Source organism: Pseudoalteromonas sp. Angola-7 (assembly GCF_028599255.1).
GTDB classification, from domain to species: domain Bacteria; phylum Pseudomonadota; class Gammaproteobacteria; order Enterobacterales; family Alteromonadaceae; genus Pseudoalteromonas; species Pseudoalteromonas atlantica.
This window is the reverse complement of record NZ_JAQREL010000010.1, coordinates 1-26,293: the sequence shown is the minus strand read 5'-3', so window position 1 is coordinate 26,293 and position 26,293 is coordinate 1. Positions and strand designations below refer to the sequence as shown.

General features: G+C 39.6%; 24 protein-coding genes and 1 other RNA gene. 21 read left to right on the top strand and 4 right to left on the bottom strand.

Features of this window, described 5'->3' with window-relative positions; all coding sequences use genetic code 11:
- Positions 1–4 precede the first annotated feature (4 nt).
- The 17 genes from ssrA (at position 5) to PSH50_RS13580 (ending at position 15,757) form a co-directional block, all read left to right on the top strand.
- Positions 5–361, top strand: a transfer-messenger RNA (tmRNA) gene (gene ssrA / locus PSH50_RS13660).
- 217 nt (positions 362–578) lie between these two features.
- Positions 579–1,790 carry an integrase domain-containing protein gene (locus PSH50_RS13655; protein WP_273609753.1) on the top strand — a complete coding sequence of 404 codons (1,212 nt, stop codon included), beginning with the start codon at positions 579–581 and terminating at the stop codon, positions 1,788–1,790.
- Positions 1,783–2,829 carry a hypothetical protein gene (locus PSH50_RS13650; protein WP_273609752.1) on the top strand — a complete coding sequence of 349 codons (1,047 nt, stop codon included), beginning with the start codon at positions 1,783–1,785 and terminating at the stop codon, positions 2,827–2,829. The genes PSH50_RS13655 and PSH50_RS13650 overlap by 8 nt, the downstream gene beginning before the upstream one ends.
- 194 nt (positions 2,830–3,023) lie before the next feature.
- The gene (locus PSH50_RS13645; protein WP_169059939.1) at positions 3,024–3,233 is read left to right on the top strand and encodes an AlpA family transcriptional regulator; all 210 of its coding nucleotides are present in this window, start codon (positions 3,024–3,026) and stop codon (positions 3,231–3,233) included.
- Positions 3,230–3,442, top strand: a complete 213-nt coding sequence (locus tag PSH50_RS13640) for a hypothetical protein (RefSeq protein ID WP_055018124.1) — start codon at positions 3,230–3,232, stop codon at positions 3,440–3,442. Before PSH50_RS13645 ends, PSH50_RS13640 begins: the two co-directional genes overlap by 4 nt.
- Positions 3,443–3,569: 127 nt before the next feature.
- A complete protein-coding gene (locus tag PSH50_RS13635; RefSeq protein ID WP_273609751.1) occupies positions 3,570–4,190 on the top strand; it encodes an inovirus-type Gp2 protein in 621 nt (206 codons plus the stop codon).
- On the top strand, positions 4,191–4,445 hold the full coding sequence (locus tag PSH50_RS13630) for a hypothetical protein (protein WP_273609750.1): 255 nt from the start codon (positions 4,191–4,193) through the stop codon (positions 4,443–4,445).
- Between the two features lie 319 nt (positions 4,446–4,764).
- Positions 4,765–5,688 carry a restriction endonuclease gene (locus tag PSH50_RS13625; RefSeq protein ID WP_273609749.1) on the top strand — a complete coding sequence of 308 codons (924 nt, stop codon included), beginning with the start codon at positions 4,765–4,767 and terminating at the stop codon, positions 5,686–5,688.
- Position 5,689: 1 nt separating this feature from the next.
- Positions 5,690–8,113, top strand: coding sequence for a class I SAM-dependent DNA methyltransferase (locus tag PSH50_RS13620; RefSeq protein WP_273609748.1), 2,424 nt, complete (start codon positions 5,690–5,692; stop codon positions 8,111–8,113).
- A complete protein-coding gene (locus PSH50_RS13615) occupies positions 8,113–9,420 on the top strand; it encodes a restriction endonuclease subunit S (protein WP_273609747.1) in 1,308 nt (435 codons plus the stop codon). Before PSH50_RS13620 ends, PSH50_RS13615 begins: the two co-directional genes overlap by 1 nt.
- A complete protein-coding gene (locus tag PSH50_RS13610; RefSeq protein WP_273609746.1) occupies positions 9,413–10,429 on the top strand; it encodes a virulence RhuM family protein in 1,017 nt (338 codons plus the stop codon). Before PSH50_RS13615 ends, PSH50_RS13610 begins: the two co-directional genes overlap by 8 nt.
- 50 nt (positions 10,430–10,479) lie before the next feature.
- Complete coding sequence (locus tag PSH50_RS13605) at positions 10,480–11,373, top strand: DUF4145 domain-containing protein (RefSeq protein ID WP_273609745.1); 894 nt, start codon at positions 10,480–10,482, stop codon at positions 11,371–11,373.
- A gap of 18 nt (positions 11,374–11,391) precedes the next feature.
- A complete protein-coding gene (locus PSH50_RS13600; protein WP_273609744.1) occupies positions 11,392–14,667 on the top strand; it encodes a type I restriction endonuclease subunit R in 3,276 nt (1,091 codons plus the stop codon).
- A 57-nt stretch (positions 14,668–14,724) separates the two neighbouring features.
- Positions 14,725–14,895: a hypothetical protein gene (locus PSH50_RS13595; RefSeq protein WP_273609743.1), complete on the top strand. Its 171-nt coding sequence runs from the start codon at positions 14,725–14,727 to the stop codon at positions 14,893–14,895.
- A gap of 5 nt (positions 14,896–14,900) precedes the next feature.
- Entirely contained in the window at positions 14,901–15,296 is a 396-nt protein-coding gene (locus PSH50_RS13590; protein ID WP_082422723.1) for a type II toxin-antitoxin system YafO family toxin, read from the top strand.
- Positions 15,297–15,309: 13 nt separating this feature from the next.
- A complete protein-coding gene (locus PSH50_RS13585) occupies positions 15,310–15,579 on the top strand; it encodes a hypothetical protein (RefSeq protein ID WP_273609742.1) in 270 nt (89 codons plus the stop codon).
- Positions 15,580–15,631: 52 nt separating this feature from the next.
- The gene (locus PSH50_RS13580; protein WP_273609741.1) at positions 15,632–15,757 is read left to right on the top strand and encodes a hypothetical protein; all 126 of its coding nucleotides are present in this window, start codon (positions 15,632–15,634) and stop codon (positions 15,755–15,757) included.
- A gap of 72 nt (positions 15,758–15,829) precedes the next feature.
- Here the strand turns inward: PSH50_RS13580 and PSH50_RS13575 are convergent, their stop codons facing one another.
- The 4 genes from PSH50_RS13575 to mnmC form a co-directional block, all read right to left on the bottom strand.
- On the bottom strand, positions 15,830–16,897 hold the full coding sequence (locus PSH50_RS13575) for a hypothetical protein (protein WP_273609740.1): 1,068 nt from the start codon (positions 16,895–16,897) through the stop codon (positions 15,830–15,832).
- 353 nt (positions 16,898–17,250) lie between these two features.
- Positions 17,251–17,886 carry an NAD(P)-binding oxidoreductase gene (locus PSH50_RS13570; protein WP_273609739.1) on the bottom strand — a complete coding sequence of 212 codons (636 nt, stop codon included), beginning with the start codon at positions 17,884–17,886 and terminating at the stop codon, positions 17,251–17,253.
- Positions 17,887–18,055: 169 nt separating this feature from the next.
- Positions 18,056–18,379 carry a hypothetical protein gene (locus PSH50_RS13565; RefSeq protein WP_273609738.1) on the bottom strand — a complete coding sequence of 108 codons (324 nt, stop codon included), beginning with the start codon at positions 18,377–18,379 and terminating at the stop codon, positions 18,056–18,058.
- A gap of 105 nt (positions 18,380–18,484) precedes the next feature.
- Positions 18,485–20,494 carry a bifunctional tRNA (5-methylaminomethyl-2-thiouridine)(34)-methyltransferase MnmD/FAD-dependent 5-carboxymethylaminomethyl-2-thiouridine(34) oxidoreductase MnmC gene (gene mnmC, locus PSH50_RS13560; RefSeq protein WP_273609737.1) on the bottom strand — a complete coding sequence of 670 codons (2,010 nt, stop codon included), beginning with the start codon at positions 20,492–20,494 and terminating at the stop codon, positions 18,485–18,487.
- A 181-nt stretch (positions 20,495–20,675) separates the two neighbouring features.
- On the opposite strand from mnmC, the gene fabB reads away from it, so the two are divergent.
- From fabB to PSH50_RS13540, 4 genes are all read left to right on the top strand, one after another.
- The gene (fabB, locus tag PSH50_RS13555) at positions 20,676–21,890 is read left to right on the top strand and encodes a beta-ketoacyl-ACP synthase I (RefSeq protein WP_273609736.1); all 1,215 of its coding nucleotides are present in this window, start codon (positions 20,676–20,678) and stop codon (positions 21,888–21,890) included.
- A gap of 112 nt (positions 21,891–22,002) precedes the next feature.
- Entirely contained in the window at positions 22,003–23,124 is a 1,122-nt protein-coding gene (locus PSH50_RS13550; protein ID WP_273609735.1) for a 4-phosphoerythronate dehydrogenase, read from the top strand.
- A 45-nt stretch (positions 23,125–23,169) separates the two neighbouring features.
- Entirely contained in the window at positions 23,170–24,186 is a 1,017-nt protein-coding gene (locus tag PSH50_RS13545; protein WP_273609734.1) for an aspartate-semialdehyde dehydrogenase, read from the top strand.
- A gap of 352 nt (positions 24,187–24,538) precedes the next feature.
- Positions 24,539–26,293 (top strand): FimV/HubP family polar landmark protein (locus PSH50_RS13540; protein WP_337946901.1); only part of this gene is annotated, 1,755 nt, incomplete at its 3' end.

The window sequence follows — 26,293 nt, the reverse complement described above, 5'->3', positions numbered from 1 at the left end:
TTCAGGGGCTGATTAGGATTCGACGGAATTCAAGAAGCCTGAGGTGCATGTCGAGGTGCGGTTTGCCTCGTAAAAAAGCCGCAATTTAAAGTAATCGCAAACGACGATAACTACTCTCTAGCAGCTTAGGCTGGCTAGCGCTCCTTCCATGTATTCTTGTGGACTGGATTTTGGAGTGTCACCCTAACACCTGATCGCGACGGAAACCCTGGCCGGGGTTGAAGCGTTAAAACTAAGCGGCCTCGCCTTTATCTACCGTGTTTGTCCGGGATTTAAAGGTTAATTAAATGACAATACTAAACATGTAGTACCGACGGTCGAGGCTTTTCGGACGGGGGTTCAAATCCCCCCAGCTCCACCAATTCGCTGTTCGATAACATCCGAACAGATACAGGAAACCCGCTAACCATATAGGTTAGCGGGTTTTTTATTGCCTGTAATATCCCAAGATGTTTACCTACATCCAGTATTTTTAGTACCATGGTTAGTACCACAGCACTCATTTGTGAATATGCTGTGGTACTAAAAATAAGAAAGCCTTGAATTCACAGGGCTAGAGCATGGTATATATAAAATAAATGGCCAGAACTGTAAAACCCCTCAACGATACACAAATTAAGCAAGCTAAGCCTAAGGAAAAGGAATATTCACTTTCAGATGGTAGTGGCCTTCTATTATCTATAAGGCCTAATGGTACTAAAAGTTGGATATTTAAGTACTACAGGCCATTTACTAAAAAAAGAACAAACCTTTCTTTTGGGCAATATCCTCAAATTACCCTCGCCGCTGCTAGAATAAAAAGAGAGGAGGCACGCGGGCTTCTTGCTAATGAAATAGACCCAAAAGAGTATAAAGAGCAACAATATATTCAAGAGACGCAAACACGTTTAAATACTTTAGAGAAAGTAGCGATGGAGTGGTTTGAGATTCATAAACCAAAAGTAAAGCCTAAGCACGCAGATGGTATTCTGGGAAAGTTAAAAAATCATGTGTTTCCTGAACTAGGCAAGCGGCCTATAAGTAGTATCGATGCTGTTGTAACAATTAATGCATTGAGGCCTGTTGCTGCAAAAGGCACTCTTGAAACAGTAAGAAAGACGTGTCAGATTCTCAATCAAGTTATGGGCTACGCAGTAAATACAGGGATTATAAAGCATAACCCTTTGGAAAGAATTAGAGATGGATTTGCAAAACCAATAACAAAGCCGATGCCAACGATAGATGCTATCAGGTTATCTGAGTTTATGGCGGATCTTTCGAGAGCCAGTATAAAGTTTCCTACTCGGTGTGCGATTGAGTGGCAATTACATACAATGGTAAGGCCAAATGAAGCCACTAAAGCAAAATGGTCTGAGATAGATTTAGAAAACAAGGTATGGACAATACCTGCAGAAAAAATGAAAGCAGCTAAAGTCCATAAAATACCATTAACTCCAAGAACGCTAAAATTACTTGAGTTGATGAGCCCGATAAGTGGACACCGAGAATATATTTTCCCTGCTGATAGAAACCCTAGAGAGCATATGAACCCTCAAACCCCAAATGCAGCAATAAGTCGAATGGGCTATAAGGGAGAACTTGTTGCACATGGCTTAAGATCACTTGCAAGTACTGTTTTAAATGAATCTAGGTTATTTGACTTTGAGTTAATAGAAGTTTCATTAGCGCATCAAGACACTAACCAAGTTCGAGCTGCATATAATCGAAGTGACTATCTAGAAAGTAGAAGAGAAATGATGTGCTGGTGGAGTGAGTATATTCATAACGCTAAGGTCAAATCGCTTGTTTAATAAATTATCCCAGTTCAACGCCATTGACATAGTTACTGCTAATTTGATTTCTAATAACAATGAGCTTGTTGAATCAGGCTCATTATTGGCTTGTTTAGAACATATAAAAAAAATATTTTTAGATATTGAAAAGAGTACAACGTTAACAACTTTTGATGAGCTTCACTTGCTCGGAGTTACTCGAAAAGAGATCAAGGCTAAGTTTGATAAGTTATATAGCTCGGTTAAAAAAGACCAAAAGTTACAACCAATAGATTTTTTAGCATTAGGTGAGCTTATAGGTGAGCTTAATGCATTGAGCCGTTATTCAAAAAGCTTGATGTATCATCAAGGAGTTTCTTTAAGAAATGAGAAGGTTGCCAAGGTAAGGGGGTTAAAAACCCTAACGTATAAAAGAGTAGCAAAGGAGTTATATCAAATAGTAAGCGCAAAAGAAGCTTATAATATATTTGATGCTTGGGTTGTTGTTTCAAGTATAGACTTGCTACTTAGGTTGTATCTAAATCCAAAGTTAGTCATATCTGAGCATAAAGCTACCCAGAGTTTAGCAAAATACATAGGCGTTAATTTAAGCAAAGGTAAAAGGAGCCAGCAGCAATTAAAGCAACGAGATATTGTGTTTAGCTACCTTGAAAAGCACTTTGCCTGTGATTGTACTACTTTATACCAGTCATTTTTTGATAGTGGTTACCAAGATATTAATGGCATAGCTAAGACTGAAGAGGATCGGCGACTCACGTTAGCTTACAGTGCGGTTGATAAGCTTATCAAGCTAAAAGCTTTTCAAAGCTTAAAACCTAAAATTAGCCTCGATGTGCTAGTTGATAAAATACTCACAGGGCTTGCTAAAAAATTTCGTATTTCAGCATTTGATGGCTATACCGAGGCTATTTATATTAGTTGCCTATACGTCAAAATCCCTAATTATGAGGCTTTTTATTACCAAAACAACAGGCTTCACAAAGACTTAAAATCAACTCAAAACAGTAAGCTTGATGAAATGATTTTTAATGCGTTTAATAATACCCCTTTTATGTAAATGCTAAACTCATCGCTATAATTATTACCTCAAGACTTATGTTTTTTTATTATGCGGTAAATGGAGTTTAACTAACTAAACTCCATTTTTGTCATATATTTTTTTATTCATAATCCTTCCCGTACTTAAGCGAACGTCTTGGTTCGTTTTAATAACTTATGGGATTTAATCCCTTCAATAATTGGAATGATATTATGAACTTAAATAACCTATTAACTAATAGCAAAAGAATTCTTCGCCTTAAAGATGTACAAACTTTGACTGGTTTATCTCGAACTATGATTTACGATTTACAGAGTAAAGGCGAGTTCCCACAAAGTATAAAGTTAGTGCAAAGTGGGCGAGCTATGGGGTGGCAATATAGTGATGTTATTAATTGGATTGACTCAAGAGTGCAAGCATGAGGTTTTTAGCTAAACGAGAAGTTAAAATTGCTGATGAAGATATTTTTATTTCAAAAGTTGCAATTCAAAAGCACTTTGGTTTTTCGTCTTATTTAGTCGGCAAGCTAGTAAAAGAAAGGACTCTTTCAGAGCCTGTGGAGTTAGCTCAAAAAGTTACTGGTTGGCCTTTGACAGAGGTAAAGCAACTCAACCAAATTAGCACTTCTTAGGATAACAAGGGATGTTATTTCATTAGTTAGACCCTTTTATATGACCTTTACTTGCTTAAAGCGTCAGTAATAGTGCGGTTAACTTCATTGTTGTAGTGCAGGTTATTTATAATATTTAGAGAAAATCATGCCATCTCAGTTAGTTCAAAAATTAAAAGATAAATATGGTGTTGAAGTACATTATCAAAAACTATCAGAAGAGTCTTATATAGCTTTGGAGATAATGAATTTCCCAAGTGGATATTACTACGACATTATAAAAGCTATGCTAAAGCAATTGGATGTGATGCTTTGTAAGTTTTCCAAAGTGCTCGTACTCAGGCTCGATTTAAGATTAGAACAATATAGTAAAGACAATAAAGTTGTTTCACAGTTTATTAATAGTATTCAAAAGAAAATAAAGAATACATACGGTGAGTTCGCCTATATATGGGTAAGAGAGCAAAACAAAGCTGATAAGCAGCATTACCACATAGCTTACTTTTTTAATGGTCATAAAATCATACACCCTAGTAAAGTAATAAGTTTAATTCAGGCAGGGTGGTTTAAAGCTTCGGCTGGTGGAACACTTTATGTACCTGAACATTGCTTTTATCAGTTATTTATTAATCAGCCTAACTTTTACGATAACTTTAAGGAGGCCGTTTACAGACTTAGCTACCTTGCTAAATGCTATTCTAAACGGCGTGTTTCGCAATCCGTAAAAAACTATTCTTCAAGTAGACTCGAATATAATGAGGGTAGTTAAATGGCTAGGGGTGGCAAAAGAAAAGGAGCAGGTGCGCCAAAAGGTAATAAAAATGCTCTTAAGCATGGCGGCAGGGCTAAGGTAATGCATGGTGTACCTTTAGATAAAGAGCTATCTGACTTTGAATATAAAGCCTTGTGCTTAGTGCAGTTAGAAACGCTAAAAAAGCTCAGTGAAGATGACAGTTACGAATCCAAACTTCTAATTTATAAACATTTTATGAGATATAAAGGCACTTTGTCGTTCGAGTTTTAAGGGGGTCGCTGGGCTTGGTACATAGCTGAGTCGCTTTAAAACGGTAAAATAAAAAAAGGAAAATAACCGATCAAGCTACCAAATAATCAAAGATTTTTTATTTGTCATTTAAATTCAATAACTTAAGGTTTTAGTGGCAAGCCTTGTATTAATTCTAAAAGGTGATCGCCTTTGTATTCGATCACCTTTGGTCTTTAAATTTACCATTTCACTACCATGCAAGAGTTAAAGCGGCCTTTGTTTTGATAAACGGGTCAGTTTTATATAATATCTTTTACTTAATAATGGATTATAGCTACTTCGCCAGTAAAGGAACTCTATGTCACTCCCTGATTACCAATCTTTTATGACCCCGTTACTTGCATGCTTAGCCAATGGTAAAACAGTTAAACTGCGTGATATTGATGCCGATGTTTACCGTAAACTTGGGCTTAGCGCCGATCAACTAAAGCTCCGCATACCGAGCGGCAAGCAAACCTATGCCTATCATCGCTTGGGTTGGGCTAAAACTTACTTAGTTCAAGCGGGTTTAATAGAGCAGCCTAAAAGGGCTTTTTGTAAAATCACACAAAAAGGGCTAGCTGCAATTGAGTCGGGCGAACCAATCAATAACCAATACTTAAGTAAGTTCGATGCTTTCCTCGATTTTAAAACACGCTCTAAAGACGCAAACGAGCCCACACAAATAAACGCCACCAGCATAGTAAGTAATGACGCTGATAAAACCCCTGAAGAGCTTATAGAAGCTGCAGTAGATACGCTCAACACCAACCTAAGTGACGAAATACTTAAAGCGATATTAGCAGCGACCCCCGTATTTTTTGAAAACCTAGTGGTCGATTTAATGCTCGCCATGGGTTACGGCGGATCACGTAAAGATGCAGGTCAAGCTACTCAATACACGCAAGATGGTGGCATCGATGGGGTAATCAAAGAAGATAAACTTGGTCTTGAAATGATATACTTGCAAGCCAAGCGTTATACCAATAAAACAGTTGGTCGCCCAGATATACAAGCCTTTGCAGGTGCGCTTGATATGCACCGTGCTAAAAAGGGCGTTTTCATTACCACCAGCAGCTTTAGTAAAGATGCCCTCGAATACGTAGGCATGATAGAAAAGCGCATAGTGCTGGTTGATGGCGCACAATTAACCGAACTCATGCTTATCCATAATTTAGGCGTAAGCACCAAACATGTATTTGAAGTAAAAGCGCTCGATAGCGATTACTTTATGGAAGATTAAAATGACAACTAATAATAACTTTTCTCAAACCGCTGCATTTATCTGGTCAGTAGCTGATCTCCTTCGCGGTGACTTTAAACAGTCTCAATATGGTCGTGTTATTTTACCCTTAACCTTACTACGCCGCCTTGAGTGTGTGCTCGCACCAAGTAAAGATGCAGTAGTAGCAGAGTTTGAGCGTATTAAAGCCTTAAACCTGCCAGAAGATGCACAAGAAAAGCTATTAATGCGAGCAACAAACGGCTTAACCTTTTTTAATACCTCGCCTATGGATTTAGGCAAAATGGGTCAAAGCGATATTAAAGCTAACCTTGAGCGTTATATTCAATGCTTTTCAGCTGATGCCCGCGAAATATTTGAGCACTTTAAGTTTGATGAGTTTATAGGGCTATTAGATGACGCCAACTTACTTTTTAAAGTAGTTAAAAAATTCGCAACGACCGACTTAAGCCCACAAGCGATATCAAATCACGATATGGGTTTAGTGTTTGAAGAGCTAATACGTCGCTTTGCTGAAAGCTCTAACGAAACCGCAGGGGAGCACTTTACCCCTCGCGATATAGTGCGTTTAACTACTTCATTAGTATTTATGGAAGACGACGACGCCCTCACCAAAGAAGGGATTATTCGTACCATTTACGATCCAACAGCGGGTACTGGGGGCTTTTTATCATCGGGGATGGAATACGTACACGAGCTTAACCCCAATGCGGTTATGCGCGCGTTTGGTCAAGAGCTCAACCCAGAGTCTTACGCTATTTGTAAAGCCGATATGCTGATTAAAGGGCAAGACGTTAGTCGTATTAAACTCGGTAACACCTTATCTAATGATCAGCTAGCAGTAGATAAATTTGATTACATGCTGTCTAACCCACCATTTGGCGTCGATTGGAAAAAGATTGAAGGCGATATTAAAGACGAGCATACCATTAAGGGCTTTGATGGTCGCTTTGGTGCAGGCTTACCAAGGGTGTCTGACGGTTCGCTATTATTTTTAATGCACCTTATTAGTAAAATGCGCGATGCCTCTGCAGATGTTACTAACAGCGGCGGGCGTATTGGTATTATTCTAAATGGTTCACCTTTATTTACGGGCGGGGCAGGCAGTGGTGAAAGCGAAATTCGTCGTTATATTTTAGAGTCTGATTTACTTGAGGCAATTATAGCCTTACCGACTGATATGTTTTACAACACAGGCATTGCTACCTATGTGTGGGTTTTGTCGAACAAAAAAGCACAGCAGCCAAGCGCTGAGCGTAAAAACAAGGTTCAGCTAATAAATGGCGCTAACCTATGCGGTAAAATGCGTAAATCTCTTGGTTCTAAACGTAATATCATGAGCGAAGACGATATTAAAGTTATCACTCGTAGCTTTGGTAACTTTGAACAAGTAGAAACAACAACACTTGAAGAGCTAGGCTTAATTAAACCTACAGAGGCTAAAAGTAGCCGTGGTCGCCAAGCTGCTAATCCAAAAGCCGATGTAGCAAAAACCTTTGCCAGTAAAATATTTAACACCTATGAGTTTGGTTATCGCCGTATCACCATCGAACGCCCACTTAGGTTGTCAGCGCAAGTAACTGATGAAGCTATTGCATCACTTCGTTTTGCACCTAAGCCATACAATGCAGCCATGATGGCGCTGTATGAAAAGTTTGGCGCGCAGTGGACTACTGACGAGCAATATGGCGATTTAAGTGCTATTGAGATTGAAGCCAGAGCTATTATTAAAGCTGACTTCCCCGAGCTGAAAGAAAAACAAATTAAAGATGTATTAGAGCCTAAGCTTTGGTTATTCCAAAAGGCCCTTATGGAAAAAGCGCAGCAACTACAAACACAATTAGGTGGAGATGTTGGTGGCAAGCACTTGCAATCAGACGACTTTAACCAGTTTGATATAACCTATACACAAGCCCTTAAAGCGTTAGATATTAAGCTCGACAGCAAAGAGAAAAAACAGCTGCTCGATGCCATTACCTTTAAAAACCCAGATGCAGAATGCGTGGTTGATAAAATCTATAAAGATTCAGCAGACCCAATATATGGCGCATTTGAATATCAAGGTAATGTGACAAAGTGGCAAGGTAAAGTTGTTACTTATAAGCAAGATGGCGACCTGCGTGATAACGAAAACGTTCCGTTTAAAGAGGCCTATTTAGATGGCTCAGCTCAGCCAAGTATTAGCACTCAGGAAATGGTTGAAAACTATTTTAACCGCGAAGTATCACCGCACGTAAGTGATGCATGGATAAACGACACTAAGCGCGATGATAAAGATGGCGAGCTCGGTGTTGTGGGTTACGAAATCCCATTTAACCGCCATTTCTACGTGTATGAACCACCAAGAGCATTAGAAGAAATTGATGCGGACTTGGATGCGGTATCGGCTGAGATTATGCAGCTACTTCAAGAGGTGCATTCATAATGACAGGTCGTTATAAGGCATATCCAGAATATAAACTCTCGAATAACTTCGAGCTTGGATATATTCCATCTCACTGGGGTACTAGTAAGGTTAGGTATGTATCATACTGTTTGGATGGTAGACGTATCCCTTTAAATGGAACTGAGAGAGGTGAGATGCAAGGCTCTGTCCCATATTGGGGAGCGAACAGTGTAGTTGACCATATAAACGAGTATATTTTTGACGAAGACTTAGTATTACTCGGGGAAGATGGCGCTCCTTTCTTCGATACGACTAAGAACGTAGCTTTTTTTGTTCAAGGTAAAGTTTGGCCGAATAATCACGTTCACGTGTTACGTCCAGAAGGGAGTAAAGTTAACGCTAAGTTCCTAACATATGCCCTTAATTGTGTAGATTATCATCTATACATTACAGGTAGTACCAGAGATAAGCTTAATCAATCTGCTATGAATGATATAGCTTTACGCATTTGCTCATTGGAAGAACAACAAAAAATTGCCAATTTCCTCGATTTTGAGACCGCCAAGATCGACACCTTAATCGCCAAGCAAGAAAAGCTGATTGAGCTGTTAAAAGAAAAGCGCCAAGCGCTGATTAGCCATGCAGTGACTAAAGGACTCAATGCACAAGTCCCGATGAAAGATTCTGGAGTCGAATGGTTAGGCGCAGTGCCAGAGCATTGGCAGATAGTTCCTTTAAAGTATTTATGTACTTTCAGTGGAGGCGGAACACCTACCAAAGATAACTTAAGTTATTGGACTAATGGCACAGTGCCTTGGGTATCGCCGAAAGACATGAAGTCTTTTTGGATTGATAAGACCCAAGATAACGTTACTGAAAGAGCCATAAAAGAGTCATCTACCAACATTGTTGATGAGGGGGCATTATTAATGGTTGTCCGTTCTGGAATACTACAAAGGACAATACCGATTGCGATAAATACAGTGCCAGTAACAATGAACCAAGATATGAAAGCTCTTAAATTTAATGACAGAATTGATGTTCAGTATGCCGCAGGGTTTATTCTTGGTAGCGTTGACTCATTATTACTTGATTGGTCTAAAGATGGTGCAACGGTAGAGAGTATTGAATATGAATACTTAGCAAATGGTCTTTTCCCCGTCCCACCTAAGCAAGAACAGCAAGCTATTATAAGCTTCATAAATAAACAACAGAGCACTTTTCAGACGTTAGAAGATAAAGCTTTAGTGGGAATTAAACTACTTTCAGAGCGTCGAACAGCCTTAATTTCTGCCGCAGTGACAGGCAAAATCGACGTGCGGAACTTGGAGCAACCTAATGACTAAGAGTGTTACACCACCCCTTGGGCAGTTTATTTTATTTAAAACAGACGAAGGGCAAACCAAGGTTGAATGTCGCTTTGAAACTGAAACACTGTGGTTAACTCAAAACCTAATAGCTGAGCTGTATCAAAAGAGTGTACCCACTATAAATGAACACTTAAGTAACATTTATAGTGAGGGCGAACTTGAACAAAATGCAACCATTAGGAATTTCCGAATAGTTCGAAAAGAGGGCACACGAGAAGTTGCTCGTGATGTAGCGCATTATAATTTAGAAGCTATATTAGCGGTGGGTTACCGCGTGCGCTCTAAACAAGGCACTAAATTTCGCCAGTGGGCAACAAGAACATTACAAGAGTACCTAACCAAAGGTTTTGTAATGGATGACGAGCGCCTTAAAAACCCTGATAACATGCAGTACTTTGATGAGCTGTTAAACCGCATACGCGACATACGTTCATCAGAGAAAATTTTCTGGCGCAAGGTGTGCGATATATACGCCACCAGCATTGATTACGACGGCAAAGCACAAACCAGTGTTGATTTTTTTGCTAAAGTTCAAAACAAAATGCATTGGGCTGCACATGGTAATACAGCGGCAGAATTAGTCTTTAAACGTATTGATGCCGACAAACCTCATTTAGGCTTAACTAGCTTTGCAGGTGCAGAGCCAACCCGCAAAGAGGTGGTTACAGGCAAAAACTATTTAGACGAGAAAGAACTCGATACTTTAAATAGATTGGTTAATTCCTACTTAGAATTTGCAGAGCTACAGGCGCGCAATGGCAAGTTAATGAAAATGGCAGACTGGGCAAGCAAGCTTGATGATTTTTTGCGCCTAAGTGATTATGAAGTGCTTAACCATGCTGGCAACATTTCACAGGCACAAGCCACTGAAAAAGCAAAACAAGAATACGATAAGTACCGCAGAGTAATTGATGCCCAGCCATCAAAGGTTGATTTAGACTTAGCCAATGCACTAAAGCAGCTGCAGGGTAAACCTGAGAAGTAACTTAAATAAATTTTGCACATAAAGTAAAAATAACAAAGGGATAGAAAGTAATGGATATAGAATTATGGAAAAGGATTTCAGGCTTTGTTGACTTAAACAGCTACCCTGAGCTTCCTTGCCCTTATTGTAATAAATATGCACTGAAATTGGACAAGGACAGTGTACAAACACGTCCTGTAAATAAAGATAGTTTACTTATTACCAGTCGAAAATACCGATTTGAAAAAGAAAGAAAACAGATACTAATTGATAAAAGTCGTGAAGTAAGTAATAAAAGTGAGGGGTTTTTCATTCCATTACTTCTTACCTTTGCAAGTGCTCATGCTGAGGCGGTAGAGCCTACGAATGGTAATACTTTTATATTTAACAGCTTTTTTGAATGTGCGAACTGTCAACAGAGTATAAGTGCTTCAGGAATGTTATTGGAGCATCAAACAGGTATGAGTCAGTCATCATCAAAGGCTAAAAAAATTAAAATTGAGAACTTTTCTCCATCTATTTTTATATTCCCGATATCAAAAAATGTTCCCTCACATATAGCTGAAGAGCTATTAGACGCATTTAAACACTTTCATTTTGATCCTCCATCGTCCGCATCTAAATTAAGACGCGCAATTGAAAACTTTTGCAAGGATATGCAAGTTGAGGAGAATAATAATAACCTCGGACGTATGATAAAAAATTTAGAGAAAACTCATCCTGAAGAGGCTAAATACCTTGATGCATTGAGGCTGATTGGTAACGAAGGGACGCACGGTTCAAATGTTGCTGAACTCGATTTATTGTACGCTTTTCAAGTTTTCCAGTTTGTTTTAGAACTTTATGATCGAAATGCTCGCTACAACGAACTCAACCATGTGTATGACAAGTTGGCTAAAAAATATGAGAAAAAGAAGCAGTCACAGCAGCTACCCAAGCTCGAACAATTAGATAATGCTAAATAACAAAATAAGAATAAAATCATGAACGATTTAACTCAAGAACGAATTTTTCAAGACGACATAATTAGTCAGATGGTAGCTAATGGCTGGGTTGAAGGCACAGGCGCTGGCTATAACTGTGAAACCGCTTTGTATGAACAAGATTCGCTGACCTTTGTCAAAAACACCCAACCTAAAGAGTGGCAAAAGCTGTGTAAGGTGTTCCCCAATGACCCTGAACGCCACTTTTTAGAAGCGCTGGTGGCACAACTTAAAAAAGCCGATATAAACGCCACAGATAAAGCCTCACGCACGTATGGTGTATTAGGTGTATTACGCCATGGTTTAAAAATTCGTAATGCGCGTTTTGAGCTATGCCAATTTAAACCAGAGCATAATCTAAACCCCGAAACCTTAGCGCGTTACGAGCAAAACACCTGCCGTATAGTACAAGAGTTAGTATATAGCCCGTATGCTAATGCAGAGCACTTAGCTGCAACAGGTAGCAAAGCCAAAAGCTGGCGTATAGATTTAGTGTTGTTTGTAAACGGCTTACCTGTATCAACCCTTGAGCTTAAATCAGAATTTAAGCAAGCGGTTGAAAACGCGATTAAGCAGTATAAACAAACCCGCCTACCTAAAGACCCTGCGACTAAAAAGACAGAGCCGTTACTTACTTTTAAGCGTGGCGCATTAGTGCATTTTGCTGTAAGCCAGTACGAAGTGTATATGACCACTAAGCTCGCTGGTGACGACACCTTCTTTTTACCCTTTAACAAAGGTACAAGTGAAGGTGGTGCAGGCAATGATGTACCTGAAGACACTAGCCGTTATGCAACCGATTACCTGTGGAATGAAGTATTAGTGCCTAAAAACCTGCTTAACATTTTAGGTAGCTTTGTACACCTTCAAATAGAAGACAAGGAAGATTGGGAAGGGCGTAAATACAAAAAAGAAACGCTTATTTTCCCGCGTTATCACCAATGGGATGTAGTAAGTAAGCTGATTGATGCAGCAATTGAAGAGGGCACAGGTAATAAGTATTTAGTGCAACACAGTGCGGGCTCAGGTAAGTCAAACTCTATTGCTTGGACAGCCCACCAGCTTTCTACTCTGTATGACGAGCAAGGTAATAAACAATTTCATTCAGTGATTGTTGTAACAGACCGAACGGTACTTGATGATCAGCTGCAAGATACTATTTATCAGTTTGAGCATGCAGACGGTGTAGTAGGGCGTATTAATAATAAAGAAGGTGACGGTTCTAAATCAGAAAAGCTCGCCAGCGCACTTGAAAACGCTCAGCCTATTATTATTGTAACCATTCAAACCTTTCCGTTTGTGTTACGTGCTATAGAGAACAGTACTAGCTTAAAAGAGCGCAGCTATGCGGTTATTGCCGATGAAGCTCATTCATCACAAAGCGGCTCTACTGCTCGACAGTTAAAAGAAGTGCTAATGACTGAAGAGACTGATGACGACATTGAGTTATCGTCAGAGGATATACTCGATGCAACCGTTGCAGCCCGCCGTGGTAGTGCAAACCTTAACTACTATGCATTTACTGCCACACCTAAAGCAAAAACAATAGAGCTATTTGGTCGGTTACCTGACCCAGAACTACCGCCATCAAAACAGAATAAGCCAGTGGCGTATCACATATATTCAATGCGCCAAGCAATAGAGGAAGGCTTTATATTAGATGTACTTAAAAATTACACTAACTATAAGGTGATGTACCAACTTGCTCAAAAAATAGAAGCGGCAGATAAAGAGGTTGATAGTAAAAAAGCAGCGGTAAAACTTAACCAATGGGTGCGTTTACACGACCATAATATATCGCAAAAAGTTAAAGTGATTATTGAACACTTTAAAGATAACGTAATGGGTTTATTAGGCGGACAAGCTAAAGCAATGGTAGTAACTGGCTCACGTAAAGAGGCTGTACGTTATAAGCTAGCATTTGATAAGTATGTAGCTGAAGCCCTAGCTGAGCAAAAAACAGGTTATTCGACAATACGCGCTATGGTGGCATTTTCAGGCGAAGTTGAATTTACTAAAAGCGATACTGATAGCGCTACATTTTTAGATAAAAAGTTTACCGAAAAAAGCATGAACCCTGAACTTAAAGGCCGCGATATGCGAAAAGCCTTTGATAGTGACGATTACCAAGTAATGCTGGTGGCTAATAAGTTTCAAACAGGGTTCGACCAACCAAAACTATGCGCTATGTACGTAGATAAAAAGCTAGGCGGCGTTGAGTGTGTACAAACGCTGTCGCGACTAAACCGTACTTACCCAAGTAAAGCTGAAACAGGCACGTTTGTATTGGACTTTTTTAATGCCCCTGAAGACATACTAGGAGCATTTCAGCCTTACTATCAAACCGCAGAGCTTGCTGATGTTACTGACCCTCAGATTGTTTTTGATTTGTTTGAAAAGCTGCGTGCTAGCGGTATATTTTTGTGGTCTGAGGTTGAGCAGTTTTGTGCGGCTTTCTTTACCAAAAACAAGTCAAACGCGGCGATCAGTAATATTATTCACCCCGCTAAAGAGCGTTGGCAAAAGCGTTACGCATCGGCAATTGAGGCGTATATAAAAGCGAAAGAAATGTTTGAACGCACTAAAAAGACTGAAGACGCAGTATTAATAGCCAATGCAGAAACAAGCTTTAAAGAGTGCAAACAAGAAAAAGACCGCCTAGAGATATTTAAAAAGGATTTAGGCAGCTTTACCCGCTTTTATGAGTTTATGTCGCAGCTGATGGAGTACGATGACAAAGAGCTGGAAAAGCTAAGCTTATTCGCTCGCCACTTACGCCCACTGTTACGTGAAAAAGTAGTGACTGAAGATGAGCTTGATTTAGATAACGTGGTAATGAGCCATTACCGTTTATCAAAAATACGCCAACAAGATATACAGCTAAAAGAAGATGCGCCTGATTATAAGCTAGAGCCAAGTAATGATGTGGGTAGTGCTAAAGCGAAGGATAAAAAAGAAGCGTTTTTATCACAAATAATTGACAAGCTTAATGAGGTTTTTATTACTGATAACCTAACTAATAAAGACATGCTTAATTATGCTTTTACAGTACGCGATAAACTAACTGAAAACGCCTCTGTAATGAGCCAGATTGCAAACAACAGCCCAGAGCAAGCTATGTTAGGTGATTTCCCTCAAGCGATGGATGACGCCATTTTAGGAAGCAGTGACGCACACCAAGAACAAATGATGCAGCTACTATCAGATCCCACAAGAAACCAGCAATTTGCACGAGTGATATTTGATATGTTGAGCGGATTAAATAGTAGAAAGTGATTCTAGGGTACGATTACAATATTTGAGAAGTAAACTTAATGATAAAGGAGTGACATTATGAATGTTAATAAAACCACTTTGGTTAAGAAGGAGAAGTTAGTTGTTAATAGTAATCAAAAAACACAACTTAGTGATTATGAATTAAATAAAGTAGCCTCAAGAATTGAGGATGAAATAAATACTAGCCAAAATAGAAAAGCAACGGTTAAAATTTTTGAGGTGGAGTAAAGTATATGGATGTACGTGTTTTTGTTAGTGAAGAAGTAAAGGCCAGTTCTTCACAACCGTTATTAAAAAAAATTGTTGATGAATTTAAATTGTATAAAAGTGGAAAGGGTAGGCCTGCGCACTTTGGTAGAGATGTGCCATATGATTTTCCTTTTTCTGTAAAGGAATCTGGCCTTGCCCATATACATTTAAAAGACTCAACATCAAAAGGTTGGCATTTAAAAAAAGTATCGTTTAGCAAAACCAGTAATACAGCTTTAATTTATTGCCAAGGCTCGGTTCAAAAAAACTGTTATTTTTTAATTTCAATTTTAGAGAATGCACATGAAACATATAAGGTTAAACCTTTATATTTAGAATACCTAGCTGAAAGAGCCGAAGTATTTAGAGAAAAGTTTTAGATAGAGAGTATTTATGAAAAACATCAATTGGTTTACTGATGAACCATCAGAGGTAGGTCTTCACTTTGTAGCTGTAAAATATGGTGAAGGGGCTGGGACATTCGATTTTATAGAGTGGGATGGCAATAAATGGCTTACTGAATATGAAGGTAAAGTTATTGCATACACTACACTGGAAGGTTTAATAAGAGATAGTAATATAGAATGGCCAGAAGAAACTAAAAAAGTAGAGCTGAAAAAAGACCCAAATGTAGATGCTGATAGTCTGTGGGAAGAAATGTAGGACAAAAAGTTATAAAAGTTTTATTAAACGAATTTAACGTAGGGGTTCGAATATGACACTTGTTTTTAGTACCACAGTTAGTACCATCAACCCCGTTTTTGATTTGGTATTTATAACTAAATCAATGGATTGCATTGTCTACCAAGACTCCCCCAGCTCCACCAATACAGGTATTTAAGTTCGTTACTTAAAACCATAAAAAAACCGCCAATTTGAGCAATCAAGTTGGCGGTTTTTTTATGGGTTTAATCTAAGCGGCGCTTATCGTGGTTAGCTTCATTTTTATCGTTCTTATTTTCATTTTAATGCTGATAATAATGAGTGTTAAAAACGACATTAAACTTATTAATAGCGTTAAATCTAAAATTGGTGACTTGGCGAGTTGTGTGTTTGCAGGCGAGGCCGGCAAAGCGTTAGGCTTATTTTGTTGCTGCCTAATATAGCTTTGGCTTATCCAATCAACGGCGTTGATCCACTGAATTTTATCTGGGTTATCATTAGCAAGCTTGCTCATTACATGGGCGTCATTATTGAGCGATTTAGCAAGATTAATTAATTGCTCCCAAAATACATGTTCCGTGCCTAGCGCGTCTATTTCTTGTAAGTGCTGCTTTAACTTTTCTGCGCCCATGCTGTTTATGTTTGGTTGCTTTAGAATCTTTGCGTAACTGTTTATGTGCGCTGAAAAGCGAGCAAAATAGCTATCAATTTTTTGCTGCGCCCTTTGGTCAAGCTCATCTGTGCTGTGGGTGTTAGGCAAGGTGAGTTCTGGGTACTTTTTTTGATTTGCTAAGTACTGCTTATAATTAACGTAATTTAATGTTGTAGAGGGCGAAGCTATTGAGCTGTCTATCATACTCATTTTAAATGTGTTAAAGCTTATTACTGCTGAGCAAATAAGGCAGATGAATAATAAGCTATAACAAAAAAATAATGCGCTTTGCAGTGCTAATTTGGGCAAGGCGGCAGGGCTATTTATGCCGGACTTTTTTATGCTGGTTAATTTACGATCTATGTTTTTAACCGCAGGCTCGCTAGGTGAAACAACCAATTTAGTACCCGTGGCGCTTTGAGGTGCCCTTACACTTGCATGTGGCTCTACTTTGGTTATTAAACCAAAACTTTTTAGTTTAGATTCTGTTTTAACTGCATCAATACTCGATAGGTCTTTGACGAGTGCGTAGGCTCGGCCATCAAATAATTTTACAGCGACATTATGGGGAATTTTTAAAAACAGACAAAGTTGCTCTTGTACGGTACTAATGTCAGCATTTTGGTGTAACTGACCATTAAAAATAATTTTAAATGAGGCGCTCACGCTATGTCCTTATTCGTGCAACTTCCATTGAGGAATTTTTATTATTGTTTTAACACGCTGTTAATTTACCAGATAAAATAAGGGGTTTCTAGTATTTGGCCTCATTAAACTAGTAAAAAAGCCTGAATAAAATTTGTTCTATTAAATTTTTAACGCATTGTTTTGTGGTAGCTTTGATGGAAGTGCTTGTTTTTATGTTGTTTTATTGGGTACGCGGTATATGGGCTTTTATAAAGCAATTTTTGTGAGTTGTTTACATTAATTAATATGGTGAGAGAAACGGTTAGCGTGCTCTGTAGCATTTAAATACATTGCCCTTTGCTAGGGGGGTTACAAAGGGCAACAAGGGTGCTTTATTTTACAGCTGCTTTGATAGGCGTATCACCATCAAACAACTCAAAAACGCGGTTGCCATTAAATGCGTTAGTAGCAATATGTAATAGGGCATTGGCAACGTTTTCGCGACTAATTTTAGCTTTAGAGCGATCGCTTGGGCGCTCGGTGGTTACTTTCATTGAGGCGCTTTCATTGGTTAAAGTGCCAGGGCGCACTATGGTGTAGTTTAAGCCACTGTTTATAAGGTGCTCATCAGCCATATGTTTGGCAACTAAGTAAGGCTTTAAGTCGCTTTCAATCGAGTCTGGATCGTCAGCGCCAATAGAGCTGATCATAATAAAATGCTTAACGCCATGCTCTTTAGCATACGTTGCTGCTTTGGTGGCTGCCCATAAATCGATTAGCACGGTTTTATCTGTGCCTGTACTTCCGCCAGAACCCGCAGCAAATATTACTTGGTCGCAATCTTTTAACGCAGTAGAAAAGTCGCCTTCGAGGTCTTGCTCTACAATAGTTAAAAACGGGCTATCTAAATCACTTAGCTTACTTTTATCGCGCACTAATGCGGATACATTTTGCTCGTTTTTTAAAAGCAGCTCGGTTGCCATTTTACCTATTTGCCCGCTAGCGCCAATAATTAGGGTCTTACTCATAATTAATTCCTTCTCAATTTAGTGTAAAGGTGTTTGGTACAAATAGACCTTGGGGTAGGCATTCTTTTTTAAAGGGTAAAACAGTGTTTTTATCAATAAATTGGTCATTTAAAAGCAGATAAAAAATGAGTCTGAACTGAGTATGAAAATTAGCTGCTTTTTGCCGTGTTTATTCGATCATTATGCTGACTTCGGTGACATAATTATGATGATACAAACTAATGCGAACAGCATGTTCTTGGTAGTTATAGTAAAGGGTACGATAGGTATTATCGCCTTTACTATTAATGGGATCCCCTAGTGCATGTTGATAAAATTTAGCAATATCATTGATAGAGGCAGCCAAATACCCAGTGCGTACTTTGGGGTATTCGTCAGTTACATCCATAGTGGTTATGAATTCTTCAGGTAAGGGAATTTCGGTTACGTTTTGGCTAAATGTGTTGAACGATATTGCAGCGAGTAATGCTGCAGCACAGGTTAAAGCTTTCATTGTTTTCCTTTTATTTATACCTATTCGCATTCGTACATAGGGTGCGCATGGGTATATAAACTCCTTTTATAGATATTATTTTACGCAAAAAAAGAATGATGTCATTTAAATTTTATTTCGTATTAAATCACGAACTATAAAACGCGCTGGGTGAATAGCTTGGCTTACACGCTCGCTTAGTGGGCGTGGCTCATTATTTAATGTACTAATAAAGTGCTCGCTTAACAGCGGTGCACTGCATAATGCGCGCGCGCCAAATCCGGTAAAAATATGTAAGCCTTGATGTGGCTTTTGCAAAGGCGAGTATTGATAGCGTTTACCTAAGCGTAAATTAGCAAAGGCGTTAATATAATCGCTTTGCTCACACCATTGTCCTGCCATTGGTAAGTGATCTATAAATGTGCAGCGCACAGCTGCTTTAGCACTGGTAATGTCACCTAATGTGGTGGCAAAGTCGCTTTGCTGGTAAAAGCTAAGTAGTTGCTCATGGTTTAGCTGGTTGTCTTTTTCTGTAACGGCGCGACTTTTTGTGTTTTTTTCAAATGTTGCGCCCATACAGTGCTTGCCTAAATAGGCAGGGGTAAAATAACCTTTATGGCACAACACGGTTTTAAGCTTTTTAGAGTGTTCACTCGCTTGTATATGCGATACTTGGCCGCGCACTCCTACAATAGGTAATGCGTTTGTTTGTTCAAACGCATCGCTATGCTCACCTGCACATATTATTACATCACTAAATGGGCCGTACTGAATGTTATTAGCGGCTAAATACCAGCCGTCGGGTGTTTTGTTAAGCTGCTTAATATGGCAATTAAAATAGCTATTAATGGAGTTAAGGCTATTGGCCGCTTTTAGCATTGCCTCAACTAGCTGGGGTGGGTTTACCCAGCCGCCTTGCTCAAAATAAACGCCGGGGTAGCCGGTTGTTACGCCTGCGAGTTTATCTCCTTGCTCTACAGTTACATTGCGCATTAAGGCTTGAGGCCATAGCTGTTTTTGTTCTAAGTTTTGGTGTTTATCGGCAAGTGGTTTTTTTACCGCATGTTGCAACACACCGCACCAACTATGATCAAAATTAAAGCCGTTTTTAAGTAGTTGCTGGTAGCTGCGTTTAGCGTATAAAAAACTATGCGCAAATAATTCACTGTGAGGTGAGTTTTTAGCTTGTAAGTGCGGGTAAACCGCGCCTTGTACATTATGTGAAGCGCCCATAGCTGGTTTTTCATCTTGGCAAAATAGGGTGCTTTTAATGCCCCGCTTAGCCAAACTGTGCAAAATACAGCTACTTGCAATTCCGCCTCCTATTACAGCAACATGTTCTAGCTTGGCAGGGGGGTGTTCAAAGTACGGGGGCGATGAGTGCGCACTATTTGCATCTGCTACTTGACCTATCAGCATTTCGCGTTTTCGGCCAAAACCTTTTGCTTTTTGCATATTAAAGCCTGCGGCTATTAAGCCTCGGCGTACAAAGCCTGCCGCGGTAAACGTGGCTAGTGTTGCCTGCTTGCGCGATATATCAACCATGGCGTTAAACACACTTTGTTGCCACATGTCGGGGTTTTTACTCGGTGCAAAGCCATCTAAAAACCACGCATCGACCACCCCTGATTGCGGGTAGCTCATTGCATTTATTGAATCAAGTACATCGCCAAAATACAAATCAAGAGTAACCTGGCCGCTATTAAATTCTATACGATGACAGCCGCCTAAATTTATAGGGTAGTGCGTTATTAATTCATCACTAAGTTTGTGTAATGTTGGCCACGCTTGCAGTGCTTTTTTTAGATCATCAGCATTAAGCGGGTATTTTTCAAACGAAATAAAATGCAACCGCTTAACCCGTTTGTCTACTTGATTTTGAACTTGTTGATTGGCAAGGTGGTCATTAAATTGTTGCCATGCATTTAAAAAGTTTAAGCCAGTACCAAAACCGGTTTCGGCAATAACAAAATGCGCTTGGTCATGATTTTGTAACCGCGCCTGTATATTGTTTTGTTGATAAAATACGTAATGCGATTCAGCAAGGCCGTCGTCATTAGAAAAATAAACATCGTCAAAGTTATCGGCTACCGGTGTGCCTACTTCATTAAAGTGTATTTGGGCGTTTTTTATCATGACTTATTAAATTTTTAGACAGTATTTTTTAATTATTTTACGGGTTTTCTTTGAAATAGTCTGGCGTTATTTATAAGCTATTAAATTCAGAGTACAGGTGTACGCTAGAAAGCTGACCACTTAACACCTAAAAACAGCGTAAAATACACAGTAATTTAGTATCAAGCTAAGGGAATTACCCATGAGAAGAGCCGTAATTACGGGTATCGGTGTTGTATCAAGCATCGGTAATAACAAACAAGAAGTATTAGAGTCACTAAAAGCGGGCAAAAGCGGTATTGCTTTTAACCAAGAATTTGCCGATTACAACTTACGCAGTAATGTATCAGGCAAAATTGATATTGATGTTAAAGAACACGTTGACCGTAAAGCAATGCGCTTTATGGGTGATGCTGCTGCTTACTCTTATATTTCTATGAAGCAAGCAATTGAAGATGCTGGCTTATCTGATGAGCAAGTATCTAATGAGCGCACGGGTTTATTAGTTGGCTCTGGTGGTGGCTCTTCAAAGTGGCAAGTAGAAGCAGCCGACATTTTGCGCGAAAAAGGCGTAAAACGTGTAGGCCCATATATGGTACCGCGTACAATGGCGAGCACCACATCGGCCTGTTTAGCAACGCCATTTAAAATTAAAGGTGTTAACTATTCTATAAGCTCTGCGTGTGCAACATCTGCACATTGTATTGGTCACGCGGTTGAGCAAATTCAATTAGGCAAGCAAGATGTTATTTTTGCCGGTGGTGGTGAAGAGCTACACTGGACCCTTGCAATGGAATTTGACGCAATGGGCGCATTGTCTACCAAATACAACGAAACGCCAGAAAAAGCATCACGTACGTACGATGCAAACCGCGATGGCTTTGTTATTTCTGCTGGCGGCGGTATTGTTGTAGTAGAAGAGCTTGAGCATGCACTTGCTCGTGGCGCACATATTTACGCAGAAATTGTAGGCTATGGCGCTACATCTGATGGCTACGACATGGTAGCACCTTCAGGTGAAGGCGCAGTACGCTGTATGCGCCAAGCAATGCAAGGCGTTGATGCACCAATTGATTATTTAAACACGCACGGTACATCTACGCCAGTGGGCGATGTTAAAGAGCTAGGTGCTATTCAAGAAGTGTTTGGTGGTAACTCGCCGCTTATTAGTGCGACTAAATCATTAACGGGTCACGCACTGGGTGCTGCGGGTGTTCACGAAGCTATTTTCTCAATTTTAATGATGGAAAACGACTTTGTAGCGCCATCTATTAACGTAGAAGAGCTAGATGAGCAGGCACAAGGCCTTAACATTGTAACTGAGCGCCGTGATGCGCAGCTTAATACGGTTATGTCTAATAGCTTTGGCTTTGGTGGTACAAACGCCACATTAGTTATGAGCAAATATAAAGGTTAATTCGTTTTCTCTTTATAGTGATTAAAAGCCGAGCATTGCTCGGCTTTTTAGTTTGTGTAATGGCTCGGTTGTTCGTTACAATAGCGCCTCATTTTGCCATACGGACTCCCCAATGAAGATTCTTGCCGATCAAAACATGCCTTTAGTTGAGCAGTATTTTGCAGACTTTGGTGAGGTAACGCGCTTTGATGGTCGAAACTTAGCACCCGATGCGTTAATTGATGTTGATGTATTACTTACGCGCTCGGTTACTAAAGTAAACAGTGACCTGCTTGCTCATGCTAATAAATTAAGCTTTGTAGGTACCGCCACTATTGGTGTTGATCATATAGATACACAGTTACTTAATAAGAAAGGCGTTGCCTTTAGTAGTGCCCCAGGTTGCAATGCAGTGGCGGTGGCTGAGTATGTAATAAGTAGCTTGTTTGCATTAAGCCAAGAAAACGCAGTCCCTCTAAGTGGTCAAACAATAGGTATTGTTGGGGTGGGTAATATTGGCAGCTGTTTAGCACAAAAACTAAAAGCGCTTAATGTTGATGTTTTATTATGTGACCCAATTAAACATGAGCAGGGCTTATTAGCCGAGCATGTTGAGCTTGACGAACTACTTGAGCGCGTAGATGCGGTTACTTTTCATGTGCCGCTGATTAAAGCAGGTGAGCACAAAACGCATCATCTAATTGATGAAAAACGTCTTAACGCGTTAAAGCCTGGGTTAGCAGTTATAAATGCGAGCCGTGGAGAAGTGATTGATAACCACGCTTTGTTATCGGTTATGGAGCAAGGGGCAGACTTAGATTTGGTTCTTGATGTTTGGGAAAACGAACCTAACATTTTAATTCCATTGCTTGATCATGTGCGCTATGCCAGCGTGCACATTGCTGGGCATACTCTTGAAGGAAAAGCCCGCGGTACACAAATGCTATATCAAGCACTGTGTAAATTAAAAGGTGTAACCGCAGAAAAGTCGCTTTCTGATTTTTTACCAGAACCTGCCGTTACAAGCCTAAGTTTAGAGAGTAGCTTTACTGAGGCTGATATTGCGCGTTTAGTGCATTTGATTTACGACGTACGCCGCGATGATGGCATTTTGCTGCGCAACTTAGCAAAAGACGGGTTTGATAGTTTACGTAAAAACTACCCAGTAAGGCGTGAGTTTAGCACTTTAACGGTGCAAGGTGGTACGCAGCATATAGATGCATTCGCTCAGCTTGGCTTTAACACCGCAAACTAATTTAACTAGCAGTGTTGTTTTAACACTGCTTAAAGAGGAAAAAATATGTCGCAAAAATATAACGTTGCTGTACTTGGCGCTACAGGCTTAGTCGGTCGTCAAATTATTGAAACCTTGGAAGAGCGTAAATTTCCGGTAGATCAACTTTTTTTACTAGCCAGTAGCCGCAGCGCAGGTGAAGACATAAAGTTTCGTGGTGAAACCATTGAAGTGCAAGATGTAGAGGGCTTTGACTTTAGCCAAGCACACATAGGCTTGTTTTCAGCTGGTGGCAGTGTGTCAGAAAAATACGCGCCAATTGCAGCTGATGCTGGCTGTGTTGTAATTGATAACACCTCACATTTTAGAAACGATTTTGAAGTACCGCTAGTGGTACCAGAAGTGAATGCAGCAAGCCTTGAAGACTTTAGAAACCGCAATATTATTGCAAACCCTAACTGTTCTACTATTCAAATGATGCTAGCCCTTAAACCAATTTACGATGCTTATGGTATTGACCGTATTAATGTATCTACATACCAAGCTGTATCTGGTGCAGGTAAAGAAGCAGTAGATGAACTGGCAAAGCAAACAGCTAATTTAATGAATGCTCGCCCAATGGAAAACGAAATCTTTCCTAAGCAAATTGCATTTAACGTTATCCCTCAAATAGATACTTTTGAAGATAACGGCTACACACGCGAAGAAATGAAAATGGTAAACGAAACGCATAAAATTTTGGGCGATACCACTATTGCTGTTAACCCAACCTGTGTGCGTGTACCTGTATTTTTTGGCCACTCAGAGTCAATCAACATTGAAACACGCATGCCGTATGACTTTGAACACGTTAAGCAGCTTTTAAATGATGCCCCAGGGGTTGAGCTTATTGAAGATGAGGGCGATTACCCAACAGCGGTGTCAGATGCCAGTGGTAATGATACGGTTTACGTTGGCCGCTTGCGCGCCGATATTTCGCACCCTCATGGTTTAAATATGTGGGTTGTCAGTGATAACACCCGTAAAGGGGCTGCCACTAATAGCGTACAAATAGCAGAAGAGTTAATCGCTAACTACTTATAAATAGCAGCCAATATTGTGTATAAATTAAGCGGCAAACTTTTATAGTTTGCCGCTTTTGTATTTTAGGGAGCCAAATTATTGCCGCTTGGTATTGCTACTAAACTAAACGCCTTGATCTATCACGATAAAATAGTATTAAGAATAAAGTTTTAAGGTATTTATTTTCAAAGCGTTGCAATGGATATTAGGCCGCAACTGGTTTATAGTTTGTAACTGGAATAGAGCTTGCAATAAAAATAGATTGTAATAACAAATGTAGATCAGCTATTTGGCTGGTTACGGCAAGAATAATTAATGTTGAGCAGCTAAATAAATAGCAAAGCATTTAACATTTACACATTAAAGGATCAGCATGCGCGGTTTAGCTTCACTTATTATATTAGCGTCTGCATTGGTAGTAACTCCAATTTACTCTCAAGACAGCACCCAATTAAAGGGGCCAAAAGGCGCTGACTATGGTGCGCAAGGGCGATCAATAGGGCCTATAAAACCAACCGATACGCTATGGCGTATTGCTGCCAAAGTACGCCCAGATAACTCAGTTAGTATCTACCAAGTTATGCAAGCCTTGTATAACAAAAACCCTAATTCTTTTTTAGAACAAAACCTAAACCACATGCAAAGTGGTGCCTATTTAAAAATACCCACCTTAGCGGAAATTAGACGCGTAGACCCACAACTTGCTAAACAACGCTCAGAGCAAGATGACGCGCTGTGGGAAAAAAAGAAAAATGGCACACTAACTACAAGTGAAATTAACGCCGCGCAAACCAAAGTAACACAAGCTCGTAAAGCCGATGTTGACGACGCTAAAAAAGAAATCCAAAAAGAATTAAATGAAATAAAAACAGAGCAAGGTAATAAACTTGTAGAGCTGCAGCAGCAATTTAAAAGCTCGGTTAATAATGTAGAAGAAATATTAGCTGAAAATAATAACCTTAAAAAACAATTGTCGGGTATCTCTAAAGAGCTCGCTAATGTAAAAGAGCAACTAGGCCAAGACAGCGAAATTCAAAAACAGCTAAAAGAGCTAATAGAAAAACAAAACGAAATAATAGCTCAGCAAAAAGTGCAAGAAGTACCAAAAGAAGAGCCTTTTGACCTAGGCGCTTTAATGTCTAACCCGCTTGTGCTTATTTTATTAATGACCATTCCTGCATTATTAATTATTTTTGCTGTGGTGATGTTTTTACGAAAGCGCGCCAATAAAGATGAAGCAGCGCAAGAAGACGACGATTTTCTGCCGCAAACCCCAAGCTTTACCGAAGGTGAGCCGCAAAGTAATGATACGTTAGACGATCCAATTATTCCTGATCCCCTTGATGATTTAGATATTCAATTAGATGACAATCATAGCAACGACATGTTGCCTGAAGATGATATTGCATTTGATGACTCTCTTGATGATGCGCTAGACGACGAGTTTACTGATTCAGAAAACTTGCTTGACCAAGACGAATTAGAAAGCCTATTAAGTGATGACATTGTTTTTGATGACGAAGGCAGCGAAGGGGACGAGTTAGACATTTTCATGCAGCAGGGCTTTGATGAACCTGTAAATGACAAAAAAGATGATGAAATTGACCTTGATTTAGATGATACAAAAGATTCTGACGATATTTTAAGCAGTGACGACCTAGACGATTTATTTGACGAGGACGATAGCCTGCCAGAAATCGATTTGCCTGAGGTTGAAAAGCCTACCGCGGATAACAGCTTAGAAAGCAATGATGAGTTGGCTGCCTTAAGCGAAGAGCTTGCCCAAGAAGAAGACGATGACTTTGATATTGATGAATTATTAGATCAACAAGCTGATACAGAATCACCAAAAGACGAAGATTTTGATTTAGACGACATAGACAGCTTAATTGATGAAGCAAGTGATACACCTGATGAAGCCCCTGCTGATGCGCTAGTTGAAGAAAACGATGACTTTGATTTAGACGACATAGACAGCTTAATTGATGAAGCAAGTGATATACCTGATGAAGCCCCTGCTGATGCGCTAGTTGAAGAAAACGATGACTTTGATTTAGACGACATAGACAGCTTAATTGATGAAGCAAGTGATATACCTGATGAAGCCCCTGCTGATGCGCTAGTTGAA

Excerpts from the sequence above, each read along its gene's own strand:
- PSH50_RS13655 (WP_273609753.1), top strand. The coding sequence starts at position 579 with ATGGCCAGAACTGTAAAACCCCTCAACGATACACAAATTAAGCAAGCT.
- PSH50_RS13645 (WP_169059939.1), top strand. The coding sequence starts at position 3,024 with ATGAACTTAAATAACCTATTAACTAATAGCAAAAGAATTCTTCGCCTT.
- PSH50_RS13640 (WP_055018124.1), top strand. The coding sequence starts at position 3,230 with ATGAGGTTTTTAGCTAAACGAGAAGTTAAAATTGCTGATGAAGATATT.
- PSH50_RS13635 (WP_273609751.1), top strand. The coding sequence starts at position 3,570 with ATGCCATCTCAGTTAGTTCAAAAATTAAAAGATAAATATGGTGTTGAA.
- PSH50_RS13630 (WP_273609750.1), top strand. The coding sequence starts at position 4,191 with ATGGCTAGGGGTGGCAAAAGAAAAGGAGCAGGTGCGCCAAAAGGTAAT.
- PSH50_RS13625 (WP_273609749.1), top strand. The coding sequence starts at position 4,765 with ATGTCACTCCCTGATTACCAATCTTTTATGACCCCGTTACTTGCATGC.
- PSH50_RS13620 (WP_273609748.1), top strand. The coding sequence starts at position 5,690 with ATGACAACTAATAATAACTTTTCTCAAACCGCTGCATTTATCTGGTCA.
- PSH50_RS13615 (WP_273609747.1), top strand. The coding sequence starts at position 8,113 with ATGACAGGTCGTTATAAGGCATATCCAGAATATAAACTCTCGAATAAC.
- PSH50_RS13610 (WP_273609746.1), top strand. The coding sequence starts at position 9,413 with ATGACTAAGAGTGTTACACCACCCCTTGGGCAGTTTATTTTATTTAAA.
- PSH50_RS13605 (WP_273609745.1), top strand. The coding sequence starts at position 10,480 with ATGGATATAGAATTATGGAAAAGGATTTCAGGCTTTGTTGACTTAAAC.
- PSH50_RS13600 (WP_273609744.1), top strand. The coding sequence starts at position 11,392 with ATGAACGATTTAACTCAAGAACGAATTTTTCAAGACGACATAATTAGT.
- PSH50_RS13595 (WP_273609743.1), top strand. The coding sequence starts at position 14,725 with ATGAATGTTAATAAAACCACTTTGGTTAAGAAGGAGAAGTTAGTTGTT.
- PSH50_RS13590 (WP_082422723.1), top strand. The coding sequence starts at position 14,901 with ATGGATGTACGTGTTTTTGTTAGTGAAGAAGTAAAGGCCAGTTCTTCA.
- PSH50_RS13585 (WP_273609742.1), top strand. The coding sequence starts at position 15,310 with ATGAAAAACATCAATTGGTTTACTGATGAACCATCAGAGGTAGGTCTT.
- PSH50_RS13580 (WP_273609741.1), top strand. The coding sequence starts at position 15,632 with ATGACACTTGTTTTTAGTACCACAGTTAGTACCATCAACCCCGTTTTT.
- PSH50_RS13570 (WP_273609739.1), bottom strand. The coding sequence starts at position 17,886 with ATGAGTAAGACCCTAATTATTGGCGCTAGCGGGCAAATAGGTAAAATG.
- PSH50_RS13565 (WP_273609738.1), bottom strand. The coding sequence starts at position 18,379 with ATGAAAGCTTTAACCTGTGCTGCAGCATTACTCGCTGCAATATCGTTC.
- mnmC (WP_273609737.1), bottom strand. The coding sequence starts at position 20,494 with ATGATAAAAAACGCCCAAATACACTTTAATGAAGTAGGCACACCGGTA.
- fabB (WP_273609736.1), top strand. The coding sequence starts at position 20,676 with ATGAGAAGAGCCGTAATTACGGGTATCGGTGTTGTATCAAGCATCGGT.
- PSH50_RS13550 (WP_273609735.1), top strand. The coding sequence starts at position 22,003 with ATGAAGATTCTTGCCGATCAAAACATGCCTTTAGTTGAGCAGTATTTT.
- PSH50_RS13545 (WP_273609734.1), top strand. The coding sequence starts at position 23,170 with ATGTCGCAAAAATATAACGTTGCTGTACTTGGCGCTACAGGCTTAGTC.